This window comes from Psychrobacter sp. N25K4-3-2, assembly GCF_015351755.1.
GTDB classification, from domain to species: domain Bacteria; phylum Pseudomonadota; class Gammaproteobacteria; order Pseudomonadales; family Moraxellaceae; genus Psychrobacter; species Psychrobacter glaciei.
This window is the reverse complement of the sequence record NZ_JADKLX010000002.1, coordinates 624,868-646,640: the sequence shown is the minus strand read 5'-3', so window position 1 is coordinate 646,640 and position 21,773 is coordinate 624,868. Positions and strand designations below refer to the sequence as shown.

The window sequence follows — 21,773 nt, the reverse complement described above, 5'->3', positions numbered from 1 at the left end:
TCGTCTTATCTCTTTATGCTAATGAAAATTGGCTCGATAAAAACAAAAACGCTGACTCTTAAAAGACCATAGTCTCCAAGAGTCAGCGTTTTTTGTGAGCTAAAAGTATAGTCAGTGAAAAGTAATATCGATACATCATGCACTGCTGATGTCAATTTTTCTTTCTTTCTTGCTTGCTTGCTGTGCCTGTGCAGACAGAGGCTACAAAAAATTGATATCAGCAATACCGTCGCGTTTTTAGGATATTTTGACTATAGTGGTTTCTAAACTTGACTCGGTTCGGTTGCATCATCAATCGGGTTGATTGGACCTTGCATAAGTTCAGGCTCATCATCGTCGCCAATGATATCTTCGTTGCTGCTTGCTGCCAATAGATCGCGATAATTGATTTGCGTTTTCAAAATCATTTGCTCTTCTTCAATTTCGCCATAATTCACTTGTACCTTATGCAAAGCACTCATGATTTTTTTGTTCTTTTTTAGCCAGCGATTGATATCAAGATAAATAACTTCATCTTTTGCGCGCGCAATATTGATATAAGACAAAATAAAACCCAAAGGATCTTTTTTTAGGATGCGATGGTAAAACCAAATGAACAGCTTGACGCCTTGACGTTTGATAAATGACTCGCAGCGTAAGTTGAGCACATCGGTATAAGTTTGTTGCCCAAACACAAAGCGCTGTACATTGCGATCAAGTTGCACATGAACCAAGCTAAAATTACTGGCGATTTCTACATAAATACCGGCTACGTTGATGGTGCAGTACAAGCGAAACCAATCATCATGCATCTCAACACGCAGCTCTAAAATAGCTTTGACATTGTCGGTCACAAACTTTTGCAGAGCATCATTGACATAGCTCTGAGCGACTGGCAGAGACAGCTCATCTTCAAGTTTATCAGTCGTTCTATCGTATAGGTTCTTGATGGTTTGGGTTATGCGATCCCAACCATCGCTGAATGACTCGTCAAAACGATAGCCGATACTATCGAAAAAGTCATCAAAACTGTCTGAATTATTCACGTTATCAAAATCACTCAAACTTATTATCCTTATAAATATAGGGCAGCAACATCAAGGGCGACGCAAAGAATCGTTTATGAAGTATGGATGGTCAATGATGGTTTTTTAGTTGTCAGGCATACTAATAGTAATCAAAAAACACGACGCCATGGAACTTGCTTAGTTACACCATTTCTTACCAAGCTCGCCGAGTGCTAGGTATTGCCTTAGCAAACACAAATGAAAAAGTCATGCTTGATAGGGTAATACCTAATAGTTGATAATGTTGTCATTAGAAACAGTATATAACAAAATAGAAGCATGCAAAATGAACACATGCGTTTTGTCGGTATTCATTTGATAAGCATACTTAATATCAATGAACCAATCACATAATCTTGTGGGGTTATTTTTGCTATGCGACTAGGGTAGGGTGTGTTGATAACTTTATTACCGCAAAATGATGCGTAGGTGGCATAAGGTTGGTCAGCCACGGTTATGCTAGCGACATAATTATATGTCATGTTATGATAGCGCCGACATGTGCCACAGATAACGCGCCTCAATTTTATTCAGCGTATTGTCTGCTACCTTTATACTTATAAGCTCATATCCAGAAGCTGAGACCAATTGTGGCCTATATCAAAGACTCACAAAGCTACCACTTTTCAGCGCAAGCACCCAAGCGTGATATCAGTTTGCCTGTTGCTATTGCCATCGCAGTAGCCATCCATGCGTTAATTATTTTTGGTATCAGCTTCTCTATGGGCAAAGATCCTGCAGCGATGATGCAAGACGTGGCTAAGGCGCTAGCCGATAATATGCAGCCAAATGAAGATGCCCATTTTATTGCCAATGCCTCTCAAGAGGGTGGTGGTACGGTACGTGAGCTTTTGAGGCAAGAGACCGATCAGAGCAGTCCATTGTCTGCTGAGCAAATGAGCGAAACCCAAGACGTGATCAGTTTGCAGCGTCAAGTTCGTCAGCAACGCTATCAAGAGAGCTATCTGCGTACCACGCTAAGCTGGCGGCAGGCTACGGTAGAGTCTGATAATGACAGTAAGCAAGTAAAAGATGATCTCATGGCGCAAGAAGAGCGACTGCGTAAGCAAATTGCCACCCTAGAGGCGCAACTGTCTCAGCGTCAGCAGCTCTATGCAACCAAGTCGAAAGTAGTGACGGTCGATAGTAATTCAACGACGCGTGGTGCAGCCGCTGACTATATCAATACTTTTCGTGAACACGTCGAGCGCGTTGGTAATTTACAATATCCTGCTCAAGCGCGTGCGCAAGGTATCACGGGTGAAGTGCGCCTCATGGTCATTATTAGTCATGACGGTAATATCAAAGCTATTCGCCTGCTTGAAAGCTCAGATTCTACGATATTGGACGAAGCTGCTAAGCAGTCAGTACGGCAAGCAGCGCCCTTTGGTAAGTTCACTAAAGACATGCATGATATAGTCGAGTTGCGTTTGATACGTACCTACCGTTATAGTGACAAAGTAGATGTGACTTATTAGGATAACAAGTTGAGATAACAAGAATCAGTTCGAATCCCTAATAGCAGACACCCAAATTCATAAAATACAGCGATAGAATAAAGAGTCATTATGGAATTTTTAGGTTTTACAATAGATGTGGCCACGCTAACCAGCACTGCAATAGAGTTAGTCATCAAAGTGGCTTTGGCAATACTCATATTTATCATCGGACGCTGGCTGGCCAAAAAGGCGGTCGCTTTCTCTAATCGTCTTATGATGCGTAGCCATCTAGACGAGACAGTCGCTGGATTTTTGAGCCGTCTGTTGTATGGCGTGTTACTGGTCGTGATTACCTTGGCTGCGCTAAGCAAAGTGGGTGTGCAAACCACCTCGGTTGTCGCTATCTTGGGTGGTGCCGCCGTTGCCATTGGTCTGTCACTAAAGGATCAGCTGTCGAACTTTGCCGCTGGTATTATGATTGTGACTTTTCGCCCGTTTGTACGCGGTGACTATGTCCAGATCAGCAGTTATACCGGCACGGTGACTGAGATTAGCTTGGTTAATACCCATTTAACGACCATTAATAATCACGATATCATCATTCCTAATAGCGATATCACCACGTCAGCCGTTGTCAACTATACCGCGCTACCCAATCGCCGCGTCGATATTACAGTTGGTATTGGCTACGATGCCGATATAAAAACGGCTAAAGAGGTGATGCTAAGCCTCGCAAGAAACAATGCATTGGCGTTTACTGATCCTGAGCCTATCGTGCGAGTGACCAATTTGGGTGATAACTCAGTGGATTTAACCCTAAACGTTTGGACAACCAATGCTGACTGGTGGTCGATGCAATGCGAGCTACTAGAGCAGTTCAAACATGCGCTCGATGATGAAAAAATTGAGATTCCATTCCCGCAGCGCAGTGTCCATGTTAAAGGCTTAGATCACATGATTAATCAGATGGGGCAAGCGCAGAAACTGCCATTGGCTAAAGACTAGTCCATAAAGCTGTAGTGAGTAAAAGCGCAAACATCTAAATATAGGGATTTGGTAGGTTCAAGCCTGCCAAAATCTCAATCTCAAAGCTTTCCATCTCATCTTGCTCGGCTTGCCCAAGCTCATGATCAAACCCTACTAAGTGAAGTACACCATGTATCAATAGGTGACTAATATGCTGCGCGACGGTTTTGTCTTGCTCGGCGGCCTCACGTACCATGACCTCATGACAAATAATTAACTCACCCAGTGGCAGCGTTGGCATCAGCTCAATGATGGCAGCTGGCATATCGCTCGGGTAGGATAAAATATTAGTCGCATAATCTTTGCCACGCGCTTCCAGATTCAACTCACGTCCTTCTGTCTCATCCGTAATATATATATCGAGTGCTTTTGGCTTCTCTTGCCATTGCTCAGAGTCAATATCTGAAAAGTAGGGCAGAGTCATACCAGTGTTAATACGTTCATCGATATAATTCAGCGTTGCCATTATGACTGGTAACAGATTATCTGCACTATAAAAGCGATCAATCAAATTATCATCAATACTGTCAATCGCGCTGACATTGAGATCTGCGCTGGTCAGATTATTTGCACCTGTTTCAGTCATATTATTATCATTAGCTTGGTTCATTTTTCTATCCTTTAAGAAACAACACGCCCTAATAAAAAACCGAACTACTGTCTTTAGTAATCCGGTTTTGATTATTTTGAAAGCTAATATTTTGAAACCTAATGTTTTAAAGCTAAAGGTTCTAATGTTCAACGTTTCATTATGGCTACAATTTATCAGCTATAGCTTCTCACTTATAACTTAGCAGTCGCGTTGCTGATCGCTTGTCTACGCTCTTGCTCAGCTAAGCGTTCTTGTTTGCGCTTTTCTTCTAGGATCAACTGCTCAGTGTCAAATACTTCATAAGCTTCAACGATTTGTTGTACCAATTGATGGCGTACCACATCTTTTGAATCGAATTTAGTGATATGAATCTCTTCGATACCGCTTAAAATTTCGAGCGCTTGCGTCAGTCCTGACTTGGTACCGCGTGGTAAATCGACCTGAGTAATGTCACCTGTGATGACTGCACGTGAGCCAAAGCCTAAGCGTGTCAAAAACATTTTCATCTGCTCAGGTGTGGTGTTCTGTGCTTCATCCAAAATAACAAACGAATTGTTCAAGGTACGACCACGCATATAAGCAAGTGGTGCAACTTCAATGATTTGCTTTTCAATCATTTTGCCGACTTTTTCAAAGCCAAGCATCTCGTATAACGCATCGTATAACGGGCGTAAGTAGGGATCGATTTTTTGTGACAAGTCACCCGGTAAAAATCCTAGCTTTTCGCCTGCTTCTACCGCAGGGCGTACCAATAAAATACGCTCAATCTCATTACGCTCTATCATATCGACCGCACAGGCAACAGCAAGATACGTCTTACCCGTACCCGCAGGCCCAATACCAAACGAGACATCAGAACTCAAAACGTTTTTCACATAACTTTGTTGATTGCCACCGCGCGGAATGATTTTACCTTTGCGCGTGCGCAAGCTGATCGGGGTGAACTCACTAGCGGTTTCTAAATTGTTCTCATTTTCTTCAGCAGTAGCTTGCTCATCTTCCTCGTTATCTTGATCGCGCGAGATGCTTGACTGGATAATGAGGTGCAGCTCTTCTGCGCTAATATCTTTTGAGTTTTGAGCTTCATCGACCATTTTGTAAATGATGCGTTCGCCACGCTCAACGCCAGTTATATCACCACTCAGGCAAAAGTCCCCTTGGCGTTGGCTGATTTTGATATCGAGGCGTTCTTGGATATATTTCATGTGGTTGTTATATTCACCAAGCACGGTTTTGAGCTGTGCTGGGGTCAATGATTCGAACTTTATACGGCGGCTCATGGAATCAGTCAATCGATTATCCTTATATTGGTAGCCCGATGCTATTCCTATTTATTGATAGAAGCATGGGTGTAATAGATAAAATAGTCAGTAATACTTTTAGAGAGTAGAGACAACAATGACGGTAAAATTATTATGTAATTTATCGATAGTAACAAGTGAATGGCCTTCCTTTATTATGGTAGATAGATTTTAAAATTCAAGCCATAGATGGCATGGACAGCCTTGTTTTTGTATGGCGATTGCAACCGCTGTACCAAGATTTTGGAAGCACTGCCGTTTAAGCTGATTAACTTTGTGCCTCAAGTAAGCTGGCGCTGTTATTTTAGATAGTCGATGCTTTTTGTACACGCTGTCTATACCGTCAAGAGCACAGAATGACGGACAATTTGTGGTAATCTATCAGCCATATCATCACTATTTACATCGCTGTCTAAATAGCAAACTTAATACTGAGCTTCACCTCTTAATAGAACGATGGCGTTTTTATATAAAGTAATATAACTTCTATAATAATAAAGTTTTTGCTGATGACTGATAGCCAGCCAGCATACCAAATAGATCACAATAGGAATAATCATGATGCAAAATACGGATTCAAATTTATCGAATGCCAAAAACAAATTTGGCAATTCAAGGGCAGTCACTGATCAGAATGTTCTTATCGTTGGCGGTGGGCACGTGGGTTTGTCTTTTGCGTTGCTACTAGCGCATCATGGTATCGCCAGTACTTTGCTCGAAAAGATGGGCTATCCAACCATCAGTCCAAATGATGACAGTAATCGAAGCCATTATTTAGACAGCCGCAATACGGCACTATCACGGCGTACGGTACAGATTTACCAAGAGATTGGTCTATGGGATGAGCTGCAAAGTCATGCTTGTCGCATTGATGCAGTTCAAATCAGTGAACAAGGTAGTTTTGGACGCGCGCAGCTGAATAAAGACGAAGAAAAAGTAGAGTCATTTGGTCAAGTCATGGAAAATGCTTGGCTGGGACGTAAGCTATTGCTTGCCGCTCAGCAAGAGCCGCTCATTGCCTTAATTGATCATGCGAATGTCACGGCAGTTGCGCAGCAAAACGACATGGTGACGTTGAGCTTTAGCTACTATGGTAAAGAGGAGCATGAGCAGCAGTTGCAAGCTAGCGTCTTGGTCGCTTGTGATGGTCGCGACTCTACGGTGCGTCAGCTATTGAATATCGGCACGACGACTTATGATTATCAGCAAACCGCTATCGTCGGTGTGGTAGAGACTGACAAACCACACGGGCATGTCGCGATTGAGCGTTTTAGCCCAGCAGGGCCACTGGCGGTATTACCATTGACAGATCCAGACGGCGATGGCAATGATGAGTATCAAACAGGTTATAGACGCTCGGTGGTTTGGGTATGTCCAACGGGTGAAGAAAATAAATATTTAGAAGACGATGCGCATTTTTTAGCAACTTTGCAGAAAGCCTTTGGTGAGCGTGCTGGCACGTTTGTCACAGCTGGTCGTCGCGGTGCTTATCCACTAACACGAGTATTGGCAGACAAACAAGTCGATGGTCGCTGTGTGGTTATGGGCAATGCGGCGCATACCTTACATCCTGTCGCCGGTCAGGGCTTTAACCTCTGTATGCGTGATGCTCATGTGCTGGCGCAGATGATGAGTACGCAAGTGCTAAAAGGCGCAGACATTGGCGATACGCAATTATTAAAACGCTATGAGAAGGCACGTCAAACCGATCAAAAACGCGTCATTCGCTTCTGTGATGCCGTGGTACATGGCTTTACGCATCCTAACCCCGCCATTAAGCTGGCACGGAATGTGGCCTTGGTTGCCTTTGATAAACTGCCAAATATTAAGCCACTAATCGCCAATTATGCGATGGGACTAAAGTCGTAGTTTGTCACATTACGTTATATCAACGGTCTATACCAATGTTCTATACGATGGCATTTAAAAGTAGGAATAACTTATGAAAAATAATCATACGCTGATTATCGGTAGCGGTATTGTTGGGGCGACATTGGCGTTAAAACTGGCGCAAGCAAAAATGCCCGTGACGTTAATTGATGCACGCCCTGAACGTGATGAGTCAGAGTGGCAAGACATATTGAAGCAACGCGACGCTCGCGTTTATGCACTGAGCGTGGCCAGTATTAACTTGCTCAACGATGTCGGCGCATGGCAAAAAATTGCTACCTCTGAGCGTAAAGCGGACTACTCGCAAATGCAGGTATGGCAACTCAACGGCATGGGCGAGTTATTATTTGGCGACAGTGGTAATAACCATTCTGATACTACGCTACCGAAAATGCTTGGCAGCATGGTTGAGCCCGCCGTCGTTGAACATGCGCTATGGCAGCGTTTATCTGAGGATGATGTCAGTGACTATCTAACCGTTATCGCCGGACATAAAGTTATCAATATGGATTGGCTGGGTACGCAGCAAGGCTACCGTGTGACTTTAGACGATCATACTAATATCGATGCAATGCTGCTGGTCGGTGCTGATGGTCGCGGTTCATTTGTGCGCCAGCAAGCAGCCATTGGACTCGATACACTCGATTATAATCAAACTGCGATTTGCTGTGCGATTCACACTGAAAAACCACATCAAGCAACCGCACGCCAAGCGATGCTGCCCACAGGTACACTGGCACTATTGCCGTTAGCGGATATCACTGATGCAGATAAAGCCAATCCGCAACACTGGCAGTCGATCGTGTGGACACTACCACGCAATCAAGCATTGGCATTGATAGAGGAAGATGCGCACTTTGTCGCTGATAAATTGGCTGCTGCCAGTAACTATGAGCTAGGTGCTATCACTCAGATTGAGTCCATCGCCAGTTTTCCATTGACTGCGCAACAAGCGAAAAGTTATGTCGCAGATAATTTGGTCTTAATCGGTGATGCGGCGCATGGTGTCCATCCGCTAGCAGGTCAAGGGTTGAATTTAGGCATGCTCGATGTGCAGACTTTAAGCGAGCAATTGGCACACGACTTTGCCCGTAGCGGTGGAACCAGTTGGGGCGGTAATCAAACATTGCGTAGCTACGAGCGTTTGCGTCGTTCACATAACAGTTTAATGATGCACAGCTTTTCCGCGCTTAACTGGCTATTCGCAGGGTCGCTTGCACAGATGCGTCCTATTCAACAAATACGTAGCGAAGGTATGTATCGAGTGGGCAAAATTAAGCCATTGATGAGACTGTTTGCTAAGCAGGCGAGCGGGGTTTAAGGTTTTGACTTAGAGATATTGAGCACTTATCCATTATCTATCTTAAATGACTTATCCAAAGGCAAACCCCATGCTAATCCCTAAATACTGGGCGCAATACAAACAGCGCTTTGAGTTATCAGGAACGGCTGATAACACGTCTGATACTTTTAATTCTAAACAAGCCACTATTAAACGTTATGGTTGGTCAGATGTCAGTCAAGCAGAAGCGCTAAGCCATGCTAAATCTCGCGTGAGAGAGACGCATAACCGCTGGCTGGCAGGTGAAGATATCTTACGTCGTGAGCGCAGGGAAGAATATAACGCAAGCAACGGTATTCCCATTCGTGAAGAGATTATTTCTGAGCATGATTTTCCAGAAAATGAATTATCCAATAATAGTGCAGCAGTGACGAAGCTTATCGTTACGCGTAATAGTTACGGCGCACAAGTCGCTAACGTCGATAACATCGCAATCATTGATGTCGATAATAAAGATCTACTAGGTCATTTATATCCCGAACATTACAGCTCTAATGGTTTTATGCCTGCTATACCCACTTATCAAAGTAAACCATCAAGCAAATTAAAAATTTGGGTTTTTATCCTTGTGTTTATTCTTATCGCCAGTGTCATCGCTTGGCTAGGGTTATCATGGTTGTGGCTATTAGCAGTTATGTTTGGCGTGACTGCTTATTTATGGCAACAGGCCAGCCAAAGAGACAAAGCACACGCACAAAAATATACCGATGATATCGCCTCATTACTGCCTTACATGACGGATGTAATCAAAAAACGTGTTGCCAATCATCCTACCGAACGCTTTCGTTTGTATCAAACGCCAGCAGGATTTCGCATTATTGCCACACACGATACTATCGCGCCAAGTGATGAGTTGGTCGCGGAGTGGTTTGAGTATTTCCATGCGGATGCCAATTATGTGCGTCTGAGTCAAATACAGCAGTGCTTTCGAGCGCGGCTCACTGCTAAGCCGTGGCGTATGGGTGAGGTTGAGGGTAAAAAACTGACTAAAGATATCCCTGCTAAAAACTTTTGGTTTGGCTCTAATAATATCGATGTAGATAGTAGCATTGAGCAACGTCAAGATGAGTTAAAAGCGCGTAAACAGTGGATTGTTGACTATGATCGTTTTGCCCAAGGCTATCGTACTTGTCATTATGTTGAGAGTTTTGCTGGCAAGGAAGCCAGTCATCAATTAGAGTCTGTAGCGATAAAGGCTTTTGTCGATTGGCATGATAGGGCTTGTCGAGTGGATAAAGCGTTACCGATGGCTTGATAATGAAAGGACTCTCACCCTATTTGAATCAAAATTTTTGCTATCATCCCAACGCCGAAAATACCACCATCAACACAGGCGAGACAATATTAATAATAAAGCCAAAACTAATCGCTAATGGCACAACTTTTAGACCGCCAGATTGTTGAATGATCGGTAAGGTAAAGTCCAAGCTCGTCGCGCCGCCAAGTCCTACCGCTGCTGATGGATATTTACGCATAAAGACGGGGATAAATATCAGCGCAAAAAACTCACGTACCAAGTCGTTAAAGAGTGCCACACTGCCCCAAACCGCGCCATAAGCATCGGTCATGACGATTGCAGATAGCGAGTACCAACCAAACCCTGATGCCAATGCCAAGCCCTTCGTCCACGATACCTCACTGAACATCAGCGCAAATAGTAAGCCACCAACCAATACCGCTAGCGTGAAAATAATGCTCATCTCAACGCCGCGTTTATTCAGCAGCACTTCTTTTAAAGTAATACCTGAGCCTTTCAATCCAATACCGACCAGCAAAATTAATATCATTAACATCACCGTCATGGTGTTTTCGGGTGGCATATAATTGTCTGGTAGGAAGTATCCAATCACCATACCAATGACTACACAAATCACCTGAGCGAGGCTGCCACGAATACTGACGCGATGTTCTTTAGATTTTACGCTGGGTTTTTTGGCGTGCCATGGGCGCAAATGATCGAACAACATCAGGGAAAATAAGCCCGTACCAATCGTCAGTATCGACAATATAGTGACATACAGCGCAATCTCACCTATCTGACTGCCAAGCCCTTCCACTTGTGACAGCTCAATACCAATCAGCGCCAAGATGATAAATACCAGATAAGACAAGCCTTTATCCGCAAGCTTGGTCATTGTAGGATTAGAAGGAATGGCAAAACCAATAAACATTGGCATTAATACCAGAACAAGGGTAATCAGGCTTTGCATGGTGGCAGGCTCGTAGCATTTTTGAAGGTGTTTTTGAGAAGGTATTTCTAAGAAGCTGAGGATTGTAGCATATCAAGCGATTAATACTGACATGAGCGACTAAGATTCCTTGTGAAAACTGACTGTTTAACCATTAAATGTTGGCTTATAAGGTAAGCACCTTTGTAGCGAGACGGTAGGATAGGGTTTTATGCATGATAATACAGCTAACAGCAATACTTAAGTATTTACCTAACCAACTTTTGTTGCTACATTAAAGAACTGAATATATTTGGCTCGCCTTATGTCGCTCTATCAGCTCAAATCTCAGTTTCAAGATCAATTGCGCCCAATTAGCGATGCATTGGTCGAGCAAAAGGTTACCGCTAACCAAGTGACGGTATCAGCCATCTTATTGAGCCTCGGTACGGCTTATGTGATTGCCAAGCCTGCAACTGAGAAGCAGGAATTATGGCTTTTATTGCCTTCATCATTGTTTGTACGCATGGCGCTCAATGCTATCGATGGCATGATGGCGCGCGAGCACGGGCAAGCATCAAGGCTTGGTGAAGTGCTCAATGAAGTGGGTGATATCGTGGCTGATACGGCGCTTATCGCAAGTCTTGCTACGCATGTTGCTAATGGTAATTTGCAAGCGTCGGCAGTCAATTTTCCCAACAATATATCAATCCATCAGCAACATATTGTCGGTCTAATCGTGCTCAGTATCGGCACTGAATTGCTAGCGATAATTAGTAATAAAAGCTTAAATGTTCGGGCGAATCAAGGGCCTTTGGGCAAAAGTGATCGTGCTTTTGTGCTCGGTGTGCTTGGCACTTTTATGGCAAGTAAAGTACCGCCCGCGTTATTTCATATCAGAGTAGGGCAATTATTTATACTCACAGAGGCGCTGCTACTAAAAACTTGTCTCAATCGACTGCGTTATATGGCAGACTTATATTTGATGCGTAAACCACCTGTGCTACGCTCAAACCGTTTAGACAGTCTTGAGTCAATACCAGACACATCGTATCAATCTGTATTATCTATCGATTGCCAAGCGATTATTGATCAACCTGATACGCTATCTCCCAATACCTTTTCATCAAATTTCCCTTCATTAAATACCCTTTTATCAAATTCTGCTGCTAAAACGTCCCTTTTGGAGTCCCAGACAATGCCCGCTATTTCTAAAAATCCCCAGTCTACCAATGCTAAAGCTGCCCCAAACAAGGTTAGCGATGACCTTAATTTATTATCGTCCGAAGTTGTTAGCGGTGAAAGTTGCTACAACGCGTATGATGGCACGGCAATCTATTATCGCTATTGGTTGACGATGCCTTTAGAGGGTATAAAAAAAGCCGGTCAGCGACACACACAACAGCGCCAAGTCATTCTGTTACATCGTGGTCACGAACATTCTGGACGCTTAGCAGAACTTGGGGAACAATTTGCAAAAGCTGGCTATCAAGTATTTGCTTGGGATGCGCGTGGTAATGGGCGCTCAGGTGGTATCAAGGATCATGCTGAAAGCATCACCGAGCTAGAGCGCGATTTAGACGGTTTTGTGCAACTGGTTATCGGGCAAACGGGCATTGCTATTGAGGATACATTAATCGTCGCCAGCAGTATCGGCGCGGTACTCGCAGCAGCATGGGTACATGATTACGCGCCAAATATTCGCGGAATGATATTAGGTACGCCAGCGTTGAGTATTCGCTTGTATATGCCATTTGCCATACCGTCGTTAAAGGTGGCTCGCGCGCTTGGATTGATGTCACGCGTGAGCAGCTACGTCAAAGCGCAAGTCTTAACGCATGATAAAGACGCGCAGCAAGCTTATAATGCCGATCCGCTAATCTCAAACAGTATCTCGACCGACTTGCTCATCGATACGCACGCAACCGGTCAACGCTTGCTCGATGATGCGGGTGCTATCACTGTACCGACGTTTGTCTTATGCGCGGGCAAAGATTATGTGGTCGATAAGCAGGCTGAACGCACGTTTTATGAAGCGATTAATACACCTGTTAAACGCTGGCAGTTGTACCCAGACAGCTATCATGCGATTTTTCATGAGACCAATAAAGCAGATGTCTTTGCCGACTGTATTGATTTCGCTGAGCAAGTATTTAGCACACAAGTCCAAGCACTTGATTTGAGTACCGCTCATTTGAATAGCGCGAGTAAAGATAAGGTAGACCGCTTAGCGATTAAGCCATTCAATCCAAGCTTTGCGATTACCCGTTTTGCGATGCAAAAGTTCGGTCATGTTAGCGATGCGATTGCGACAGGGCTTGAACATGGGTTTGACTCGGGTCACTCGCTTGATCACGTGTATTATAATCAGCCCAGTGGTCAGAATAAATTTGGTCAGGCGGTCGATAAGTTTTACTTAAGCAATATTGGCTGGCAAGGGATTCGTATCCGCCGTGAGCATATATTAGAGCTCGCACGTGAAGCTTTAGCAGATATAAAGTCTGGCAATCAAAACCAAGCTAGTCAAAACCAAGCTAAGCAAAACGGCACTGAGTTATTTCAGCCGAAACTACTCGATATCGCTAGTGGGCATGGCTTTTACGCCTTTGATTTATTGACAGAGTTTACCAACTTGCGCGCTGAGCTACGCGATTATGAGCAGCATAATATCCAAGCATTACAGGCAAAGGCGGAGCAGTTAGAGATTGCTGATCGAGTCCTTACTTGTCAAAAAGATGCGTTTGACCCTGCCAGTTATTCTCATGTGCAGAAGGGAAGTGGCGATGCTAAAGATCTTGATGATAAAAAATTCGATATCGCCATTGCCTCTGGCGTGTTTGAATTGTTTTCTGACAATACGCTACCAGCGACTACGTTAACGGGTATTTATGACAGTTTAAAATCTGGTGGTTATTTACTTTATACCAATCAGCCTTGGCATCCTGAGCAAGAATTTATTAGTAAAACCCTAAACAATCATCGCGGTAGCAGTTGGGTGATGCGCTGTCGCTCACAAGCGGAAATGGATCAATTGGTTGAGAATGCTGGCTTTAAGAAAGTCGCCATGCGTATCGATCGTTTTGGTATCTTTACCGTGTCATTAGCAATTAAAACAGCACCAAATGCTGATAAGTAATAGATGAATAATAAAAGCGTCAAGCCTTTGAATAGAAAAAGCAGCAAACCTTATGAGCGCGTCCAGCTTTTCTCCGGAGGTGGCTCGCGTTTTGGTTATTATTTGGGCAGTTATGCGGCATTGGTTGCCCATGATTTGACACCAGATATCATCGTCGGCACTTGCGGTGGTAGTCTGTCGGCTTATTTAGTCAATTTAGCGCCTGACCCCAAGGATTTGCAGGAGCTGATGTGCAGCCGTGAGTTGTACCGCGTCATTACTGCAATTAGACATGTCGCGCCAGACGAAGCCAATAAACGATTGAAAATACGTTATGTGACTCAGGCGCTTAAACGCTGGCGCTTGTCACGGCAGCTGTCCAACCGCCAACAACAGCAGCAAGCAGACAGCTACAAACGACTATTAGATGAGTTGCAGCAGTTGGCAATGTTTCGGATAGATAACGAGGGGCAATGGCTCGATGAATTGTCTCGTTTTTCTCCCAAGCAGAATAATAATTCGTTTAATACCGCCGCGCCAGAGATAGCTCTTATCGCTAGTCGACTGTATCAAGCACCTAATCAAACGCCTAATGCTGATAAATCTGTTCACAATGAGTTTAAACTACAAGAATTATTATTTGCGCCACCGCGTTTGGCAGTATCAGAGCATTTTGATGAAATGCTTAACTCACCTGCGCATACGTTTGCCGATAGGCGTATTCATCAGTCAGTAAATGTCGTAAAGCAGTGGGAATTTAATTCAGCGGTTCGGGCATCCATGGCAGATATGTATTATCTACCGCCAACGCCTATAGACGATTTGGGGTGGTGCTTAGGCGGGGTGATTAATCTTACGCCGATCGAGCTAGCATGTCAGCTAGGGCAGACTGTATTTGCAGAGACCAAGGCAGGTTATGATTCATGGCTGGCGGCACCAGCGATTCAGCGCGTTTTTGGTTTTGACCCCAATGAGCGTTTGGCTCAGGTGCATGGTTATCAGCCAATGGAAACGTCATCACTTGTGAAGTCAGAAAGAAATAGCCATCAATTGCATTGGTTACCCTTTGCAGATAATGCTCAGCAGTTGGCAGGGCAGCATGTACAAAAGCGTTTTGATATCAGACAAATGACCGTTGAGCTTATTCACAGTGACTATGATGGCTTTGTGCAGCAAATGCAGGCGCAATGGCAGTATGGCTATCAGCGTACAGCTGACTATATACGGCAGCAGGGTCTATGAACGCACAAATGAAAAATATTACACAATCTACTTCCACTCATAAGCCATCGCATCTTATCGTTTTTGGCGGTACGAGTGGACTTGGCTTGGCGTTGGCGCTGCATTATCAGGCGCTTGGCTGGCAAGTAAGCGTGGTTGGTCATAGTATGGAGAAGATAGATAATATCAATAGTCAGTATCCTAATATTGTCACTTATTGCTGTGATTTGATGGATAGTGTGCAAACACAAAGTTTATTAGAGAGCCTGTCAGATATCAGCTTTCAAAGAGTGATTTATAGCGCGGGTAGTTACACCAACGAGCGCGTCCACGATCTGAGTCAAGCAGACAGCGATCAAATGCTAGCGATTAATTTGCAAGCGTTTGAGCAGGTTTTTAGATGGGCAAGTGAGCAGTTAAAGCGCCAAAGTTGTTCGTTGGATTTCAACGGAAACAGCAGACGAAGTCTGATTTGTATCGCGTCTATCGCCGGTACTATGGATTATCCTTATGCCAGTCTTTATGCCAAAAGCAAACGTGCCATGATTGCGACTGCCAGCGCTTATCGAGCGGCACTTGCACCTCATGATATCCAAGTGAATTGTATTGCCTCAGGCTATATCGATACTCAAGCGTTGCGTGATTTGAATGACGGCGATGCTAGCCATAAGCCCTTTATAATGACGACTCAAACAGCAATTGACCATATCATGCAAGCGATTGATGATGATATTGAGCTGGCAATCTTTCCACGCTCTATGCGCTATATTACTCGGGCGCTCAATCATTTACCTAAGCCTGTGCTTAACTGGATATTGCGCAGTAGATTGGATAAACCTACTGGATATACTAAATAAAAGAAAGACAACTATTATAACGTGCTACCGGTATCAATTTTTCTTGCTTGCTGTGCCTACGCCGATAGAGGCTGCGAATAACTAATCCCAGTAGCACTGTATCTTTTAAAAGTGGATCGACTATAGTCATTCCACTATAAAAGTATTACAGCGTTAACCTCGCTTGAAGTATCACATATACATCTACACTCGGTTGCCTTGTACTACTTTTAAATTGAATCGACTATATAACAACTTAGCCGAGCAGCCAATAAAACAAGGTAAATAGCGGTACGCCAATCAGTAAGCTATCCACTCTATCTAATACGCCGCCATGTCCAGCGAGCATCGTACCCGTGTCTTTTACCCCGTGCTGACGCTTAAAGGCGGACTCTAATAAATCTCCAGCAATACCACTGACCGCTAAGCCATAAGCGGCTAATAAGCAAATCCACCAACTAAAAGGCGTGAGCCAAATGCCTAATAGCGTCGCCAATAGTGCCGCAAGCATACTACCGAAAAGAGCGCCCTCGATACTTTTATTCGGGCTAATGGTTGGGGCAAGACCGCGTTTAAACAGCTTGTGACCAAGCAATTGTCCACATAAATACTGGGCAATATCATTAAATTGACTGGAGAATAATACAAAAAATAAAACGCCATACTGCTCGCGCTGCCAGATTAATTGTTGTAAGGCAATGAGACTGATAATCAGGGTGATAAAAGCAAAACTAAAGAATAGGTCTAACAGATTTAAACGTGTGTAAGCTTGAGGAGAATGAGGAAGGGTTTGGCTAAAAGGCTGAGTATTCGCTTGTAAACCGCGCGCTTGGAGCTTGTGAATCAGCACAGCTTTGTTGCGTAGGCACCATAAGCGTTTGATCTCATAGCTACCACGCAAACCAATTAAGACGAAAAAAGCGATGAGCATCCACTGGTAGGGGTAGGTAGGAGGCTGTGAGGGTTGGCTATTATCCGTTATCTTAGCGATAACATAACAAGCGCAAAGCGCCGCTAACATCAGCCACCACGAGCGTGCAATCAGATAAATTTTTGGCAGGCGCTTACGCAAGCGAGGTAGGGCAAGCAAGGCCCACGTCAAACTGACGACCATCATAAGTCCGATCACAAACAGCGTATCAGTAGCCATATTTTTAGCATTTTGAGGTCAATAAAAAACGGCAATCTACCGTTTTGTGATGGTTAGAGTAGCAACCTTCAATCGCTGTTAAACATTAGCAACGGTATGTGCTGATCCAACCTCTGTGTCACCGATTATAGGCTGAACCAACCAATCAATGCCACCTTCTTTGTTACCTGTTTTGTCATCATCTATCAGCTTCGATAAGGGCGCAATCACACTCGTCCGAGGTATGGTCGCCAAATGCGGATAGTCTTGACGATAATGACCACCGCGACTCTCATAACGCTGATAAGCCGACTGAATAATCAATGTCGCTAATTGTAATTGTCGTGCTAATTGAAAGTATGCCAAGCCATCATAGGGAATGGTATTGCTCTGACTATTTATATCGAGAGAATTAGTTATATTGAGAGCGTTAGTTATCTTGAGAGGATCAGACTTAAGGCATTCAAGCTGCTGCTGCCAATTTTCTATTTGTAGCAATGCTTGTGCTAATTGCCCAGCGCTGCGAGTGATACCCATATGAGCAGTCATCAGAACTTTTAGTTTGGCGGTTATCCCAGCTATATCCGCATCTATATTGACGTTATGATGAGTATTGCTTTCATGGTCAGTAGACGGTGGCAGAGTAATGGGCTGAGTATCTTTAAGCGTTGGCAGCGTCCAAATGCCAAGGGCTGATTGATTTACTTTATTAAAATATGTCGCTTGACTGAGCTCGGTCACGTCTTTTAAATAGCGCGGTAAGTCAGCAGCGATATTGCGCCCAACCACCACGCACTCCAAAAGTGAATTACTCGCCAAGCGATTAGCCCCGTGCAAACCTGTATAGGCAACTTCGCCAGCGGCATAGAGACCTGCCACATCGGTCATACCATTGACAGATGTGACTACACCGCCGCAGCTATAATGAGCGGTAGGCGCGACCGGAATTGGGTCAGTAGTCATATCGATGCCAAGCTCTAATAACGTTTGATAAATTTGCGGGAAGTGCTCTCGTAAAAACTGTTCTGGCAGATGACTGACATCAAGGTTTACGTAGCCAAGTCCATTCGTACTAATCTGCTCAGCAATAGCACGAGCGACGATATCGCGTGGTGCCAGTTCTGCACGCTCGTCAATGTCCAACATAAAGCGCGCGCCGGTTTGTGGACAGGTCAGACGGCCACCTTCACCCCGTAGGGCTTCCGATATCAAAAAGCTACTGTCATCTAACGCCAAACCAGTCGGATGGAATTGAATAAATTCTAAGTTTGCTAAGCGGCAGCCTGCTTGCCATGCCATCATTACGCCATCACCGACACAGACGTTGGGCGCACTGGCACGCTTAAATAATTGACCCAAGCCACCACTAGCCAGTACGACTGCGCGACTATAAAAAGTCAGTTGTTGTTGACTACTATGATCAAAAACTTGCGCCCCTTGGCACTGATTATCACTGCTTGTTAAAAGGCTCAGCGCTTCATGATAAGGCAAAATAGTGATATTGGCAGCAGATTGAGCCTTTATGGTCAAGGCTTCCATAATATGTCGACCAGTCGCATCATCCGCATGCGCGACCCGCCTACAACCATGCCCGCCTTCTTTGGTTAAATGTAAGCTAGCAGTCTGTAGTTCAGTGAAAGGTTTTGCATTATCATCTTGCTGTATCTGGGTAAAAGGCACACCTTGCTCACATAACCATTGCACAGCCTGCTGTCCGGCACTTAAAATGCTACTGGTATTGTCAGCTTCGCATAACCCTGCGCCAGCGATTAAGGTATCAGCTATGTGGTCAGCGACAGAGTCATTTTTATCTAGGCTGGCAGCAATACCACCTTGCGCATAATGGCTTGAGCAAACTTCCAAGTCGGCTTTGCTCAATACGGTAATATTCAGCAATGTTGGTAATGCTAGAGCCGTGCTTAAACCAGCCAGACCTGCACCGATAATTAGGACATCGGTTTGTACCGCTCCATCAAAATTATCAGCATTTAGTGCTTCCGCTGTAGACAGCGCATTCATATTAGGCTGCTCCGACATTGGCGAACAGCTCGCGGTCTTTAACGATGTCACCGCTCGCTACCACTCGCTGTTTTTGTGATTCGGCAAAATCAAGCATACGTTGCAAGGGCTTTTTAGCCGCAACTGCCAGATCAGGCGTCATCAAAACTTCACCGCTCTGATTGGTTAGGCATTGCTCGATACCTTTTAAGCCGTTCATCGCCATCCATGGACAAAAGGCACAGCTCTTACAGCTTGCGCTTTCACCAGCAGTAGGCGCTGCTAAGAAACGCTTATTTGGCGAGCGCTTTTGCATTTCATGCAAGATACCTAAGTCGGTGGCGACGATAAAGGTATCGGCATCCATCTCATAAGTCGATTGCAACAATTTGCTAGTAGAGCCGACCACATCGGCGAGCGCCACCACGCTATCAGGCGATTCAGGATGCACCAATACTTTAGCGTTTGGATGCTCCTCTTTTAATTGCAGCAGCTCGGTCGCTTTAAATTCATTATGTACGAGGCACGATCCTTGCCAAAGCAGCATATCTGCGCCCGTCTCTTTAGCGATATATTTACCTAAATGGCGATCAGGGCCCCAAATAATTTTTTCACCATTATTATGCAAATGGCGAATGATATCGATGCCAACGGATGACGTCACCACCCAGTCAGCACGGGCTTTGACGGCAGCGCTAGTATTGGCATAAACCACGACGGTACGCTCAGGATGGGCATCACAAAATGCGGAAAACTCATCAGCAGGGCAGCCCAAATCAAGCGAGCACTCAGCTTCTAAGTCTGGCATCAGTACCGTTTTTTCCATACTCAGTATCTTTGCAGACTCGCCCATAAAGCGTACACCTGCGACCACCAATGTCTGTGCACTGTGCGCTTGCCCAAAGCGTGCCATTTCTAGTGAATCGCCCACACAACCGCCCGTTGCCAATGCCAAATCCTGAATAAAGGGATCGACATAATAATGGGCGACCAATACCGCATTATGCTCTTTTAATAGCTTCTTGATGTTTTCTTCAACCACGATGCGTTCAGCGCGCGGCAAGTCTGCTGGCATTTTAGCTTTGGCATATTCGATGTTCATTTGAGTGGCGATGCGATTGTCCGTACTCATGATAGGTGCGTCGTAAGGATAAGTTTTCATAAAGGCAAACCTTTTATACAGTAGCGACAAGTAATATGCCGCTAAAAATAAGTCAATTGAATATTGCTAATGAATAAGATGTTTTAATTATGCTCATTTTGAGCATAAATACAAGTGTTTTTTTATAACTGCCTCAATGAAAGTACTTATTTTTTAACTCATCAGACCGTAAAGTCGTTGAATAAACCGCAGTTTTAGTTTTGTAGAATTACAACCGCAGGCTATGATAGTCTGGGATTCACGTTATACTCATCTACAGTATCAAAGCCGCATTTTATGAACTTATTATTCAATGACTACATTTAAAGGATTGTCGCCAAAACTATGACTTTGTCTTATTCACATGCGCATCAACAGGGAAGTGGTACCACTGAAGTGGTCGCAGTGCTAGTCGCCATCACTGACCACACAGCCCGTGTATTAACAGTGGATCAAGGCAAGCTGCTGCCCAATGGTCCTTTGATGCCGTTGCATCGCTCTTTGCAAGCAGGCGTGCGTCAATGGGTGGAGGAGCAGACGCAGCAACCGCTTGGTTATCTGGAGCAGTTATATACCTTTGTTGATACCAATAGACGTAATATCGATGGTCATGCGCTGGTTTATGTGAGCTATTTGGGTTTGGTGCAAGAGACGCAGATGCAAGAGCTACAAAGCGAGGCACTATGGCGTGATTGGTATGATTATTTCCCGTGGGAAAATCACTTAGATGGTATGCCCAGTATCATCACAGACTTTATCGTACCTGTACTATTGGAATGGGCAAATACTGCCGAAGACTTGATTGTGCAACAGCGTCGACGCCAACGTATTGGATTGTGTTGGGGACTGAGTGAAGCGTTTTTAGCAGGTGGCGAACTGACAGACACAGACTTGGTTGGCGACCATGCTCATGAAAGTAGGGAGTGGATCGCAGAGCACGTACTGCTCCGCTATGAGATGCTGTATGAAGGGGGGCTGATACCCGAAGCGCCCAATTACCCGCCAACTTATCAAGCCGTTGTCTTGCCAGATGACTGGTCACAACGTATAGGCGTACCGATGTATTACGATCATCGACGCGTGATTGCGACGGCTATTTCGAGACTGCGTGCTAAGATTGAATACAGACCGCTTATTTTTGGTTTGATGCCAGACGTTTTTACTTTATCGCAGTTGCAGCAAAGCGTCGAGGCTTTATCAGGGGTGCGTCTGCATAAGCAGAATTTTCGCCGTTTGCTTGATTCACAGAACTTAGTGATGGAGACAGGAGAGAGTAGTAGCGCTCAGCGCGGTCGACCTGCCAAGCTCTATCGCTTCCGTCACGATATTGAGCTACAAAGCTTGCTAATGGACAGCAAATTGCCCAAACGAAACAAATAGTTGTCAGATTATTCCTACGATATTTCTGCCATATGCTGTGTTTATAAACGGTGACTAGACACATAAAATACCGACCTATCCTTGCGGGAAGGCTAACTTTACGCTATATTTATGCTCATTTTGAGTTTAAATCAATCGAATTTATATTC

Annotated in this window: 16 protein-coding genes; 9 read left to right on the top strand and 7 right to left on the bottom strand. The window is 44.5% G+C overall.

Annotated elements, in window-relative coordinates; translation table 11 throughout:
* Nucleotides 1–263 precede the first annotated feature (263 nt).
* Complete coding sequence (locus tag IOD06_RS07710) at nt 264–1,043, bottom strand: hypothetical protein (protein WP_010198924.1); 780 nt, start codon at nt 1,041–1,043, stop codon at nt 264–266.
* 593 nt (nt 1,044–1,636) lie between these two features.
* Here IOD06_RS07710 and IOD06_RS13790 point away from each other — a divergent pair.
* Together IOD06_RS13790 and IOD06_RS07700 are read left to right on the top strand one after the other, a co-directional pair.
* Nucleotides 1,637–2,524: an energy transducer TonB gene (locus tag IOD06_RS13790; RefSeq protein ID WP_194620347.1), complete on the top strand. Its 888-nt coding sequence runs from the start codon at nt 1,637–1,639 to the stop codon at nt 2,522–2,524.
* A 90-nt stretch (nt 2,525–2,614) separates the two neighbouring features.
* Complete coding sequence (locus tag IOD06_RS07700) at nt 2,615–3,490, top strand: mechanosensitive ion channel family protein (RefSeq protein WP_010198929.1); 876 nt, start codon at nt 2,615–2,617, stop codon at nt 3,488–3,490.
* 34 nt (nt 3,491–3,524) lie between these two features.
* Here the strand turns inward: IOD06_RS07700 and ybeY are convergent, their stop codons facing one another.
* Together ybeY and IOD06_RS07690 are read right to left on the bottom strand one after the other, a co-directional pair.
* Nucleotides 3,525–4,121 carry an rRNA maturation RNase YbeY gene (gene ybeY, locus IOD06_RS07695; RefSeq protein WP_194620345.1) on the bottom strand — a complete coding sequence of 199 codons (597 nt, stop codon included), beginning with the start codon at nt 4,119–4,121 and terminating at the stop codon, nt 3,525–3,527.
* A gap of 173 nt (nt 4,122–4,294) precedes the next feature.
* Nucleotides 4,295–5,383, bottom strand: a complete 1,089-nt coding sequence (locus tag IOD06_RS07690; RefSeq protein ID WP_194620334.1) for a PhoH family protein — start codon at nt 5,381–5,383, stop codon at nt 4,295–4,297.
* Nucleotides 5,384–5,962: 579 nt separating this feature from the next.
* Between IOD06_RS07690 and IOD06_RS07685 the strand changes: the two genes are divergently transcribed.
* The 3 genes from IOD06_RS07685 (at nt 5,963) to IOD06_RS07675 (ending at nt 9,891) form a co-directional block, all read left to right on the top strand.
* Nucleotides 5,963–7,273 carry a UbiH/UbiF/VisC/COQ6 family ubiquinone biosynthesis hydroxylase gene (locus IOD06_RS07685; RefSeq protein WP_194620332.1) on the top strand — a complete coding sequence of 437 codons (1,311 nt, stop codon included), beginning with the start codon at nt 5,963–5,965 and terminating at the stop codon, nt 7,271–7,273.
* A 73-nt stretch (nt 7,274–7,346) separates the two neighbouring features.
* Nucleotides 7,347–8,615: an FAD-dependent monooxygenase gene (locus tag IOD06_RS07680; protein WP_194620330.1), complete on the top strand. Its 1,269-nt coding sequence runs from the start codon at nt 7,347–7,349 to the stop codon at nt 8,613–8,615.
* Nucleotides 8,616–8,685: 70 nt separating this feature from the next.
* Nucleotides 8,686–9,891 carry a hypothetical protein gene (locus IOD06_RS07675; RefSeq protein ID WP_194620328.1) on the top strand — a complete coding sequence of 402 codons (1,206 nt, stop codon included), beginning with the start codon at nt 8,686–8,688 and terminating at the stop codon, nt 9,889–9,891.
* 43 nt (nt 9,892–9,934) lie between these two features.
* Here the strand turns inward: IOD06_RS07675 and IOD06_RS07670 are convergent, their stop codons facing one another.
* Entirely contained in the window at nt 9,935–10,846 is a 912-nt protein-coding gene (locus IOD06_RS07670; protein ID WP_194620327.1) for a lysine exporter LysO family protein, read from the bottom strand.
* Between the two features lie 283 nt (nt 10,847–11,129).
* On the opposite strand from IOD06_RS07670, the gene IOD06_RS07665 reads away from it, so the two are divergent.
* The 3 genes from IOD06_RS07665 to IOD06_RS07655 are packed head-to-tail and all read left to right on the top strand — an operon-like array spanning nt 11,130 to nt 15,997.
* Nucleotides 11,130–13,940 carry an alpha/beta fold hydrolase gene (locus IOD06_RS07665; RefSeq protein ID WP_194620325.1) on the top strand — a complete coding sequence of 937 codons (2,811 nt, stop codon included), beginning with the start codon at nt 11,130–11,132 and terminating at the stop codon, nt 13,938–13,940.
* A 3-nt stretch (nt 13,941–13,943) separates the two neighbouring features.
* On the top strand, nt 13,944–15,161 hold the full coding sequence (locus tag IOD06_RS07660; protein ID WP_194620323.1) for a patatin-like phospholipase family protein: 1,218 nt from the start codon (nt 13,944–13,946) through the stop codon (nt 15,159–15,161).
* Between the two features lie 8 nt (nt 15,162–15,169).
* Nucleotides 15,170–15,997: an SDR family oxidoreductase gene (locus IOD06_RS07655; protein ID WP_194620321.1), complete on the top strand. Its 828-nt coding sequence runs from the start codon at nt 15,170–15,172 to the stop codon at nt 15,995–15,997.
* 235 nt (nt 15,998–16,232) lie between these two features.
* On the opposite strand, the gene IOD06_RS07650 is transcribed toward IOD06_RS07655, so the two are convergent.
* The 3 genes from IOD06_RS07650 to nadA all read right to left on the bottom strand — a co-directional run bounded on the left by IOD06_RS07650 (nt 16,233) and on the right by nadA (nt 20,235).
* Nucleotides 16,233–17,126, bottom strand: coding sequence for a phosphatidate cytidylyltransferase (locus IOD06_RS07650; RefSeq protein WP_194620319.1), 894 nt, complete (start codon nt 17,124–17,126; stop codon nt 16,233–16,235).
* Between the two features lie 78 nt (nt 17,127–17,204).
* Entirely contained in the window at nt 17,205–19,124 is a 1,920-nt protein-coding gene (gene nadB, locus IOD06_RS07645; RefSeq protein ID WP_194620317.1) for an L-aspartate oxidase, read from the bottom strand.
* A gap of 1 nt (nt 19,125) precedes the next feature.
* The gene (gene nadA, locus IOD06_RS07640) at nt 19,126–20,235 is read right to left on the bottom strand and encodes a quinolinate synthase NadA (RefSeq protein WP_320157429.1); all 1,110 of its coding nucleotides are present in this window, start codon (nt 20,233–20,235) and stop codon (nt 19,126–19,128) included.
* Nucleotides 20,236–20,589: 354 nt separating this feature from the next.
* Between nadA and IOD06_RS07635 the strand changes: the two genes are divergently transcribed.
* The gene (locus IOD06_RS07635) at nt 20,590–21,624 is read left to right on the top strand and encodes a hypothetical protein (protein WP_194620312.1); all 1,035 of its coding nucleotides are present in this window, start codon (nt 20,590–20,592) and stop codon (nt 21,622–21,624) included.
* The last annotated feature ends 149 nt before the right edge of the window (nt 21,625–21,773 follow it).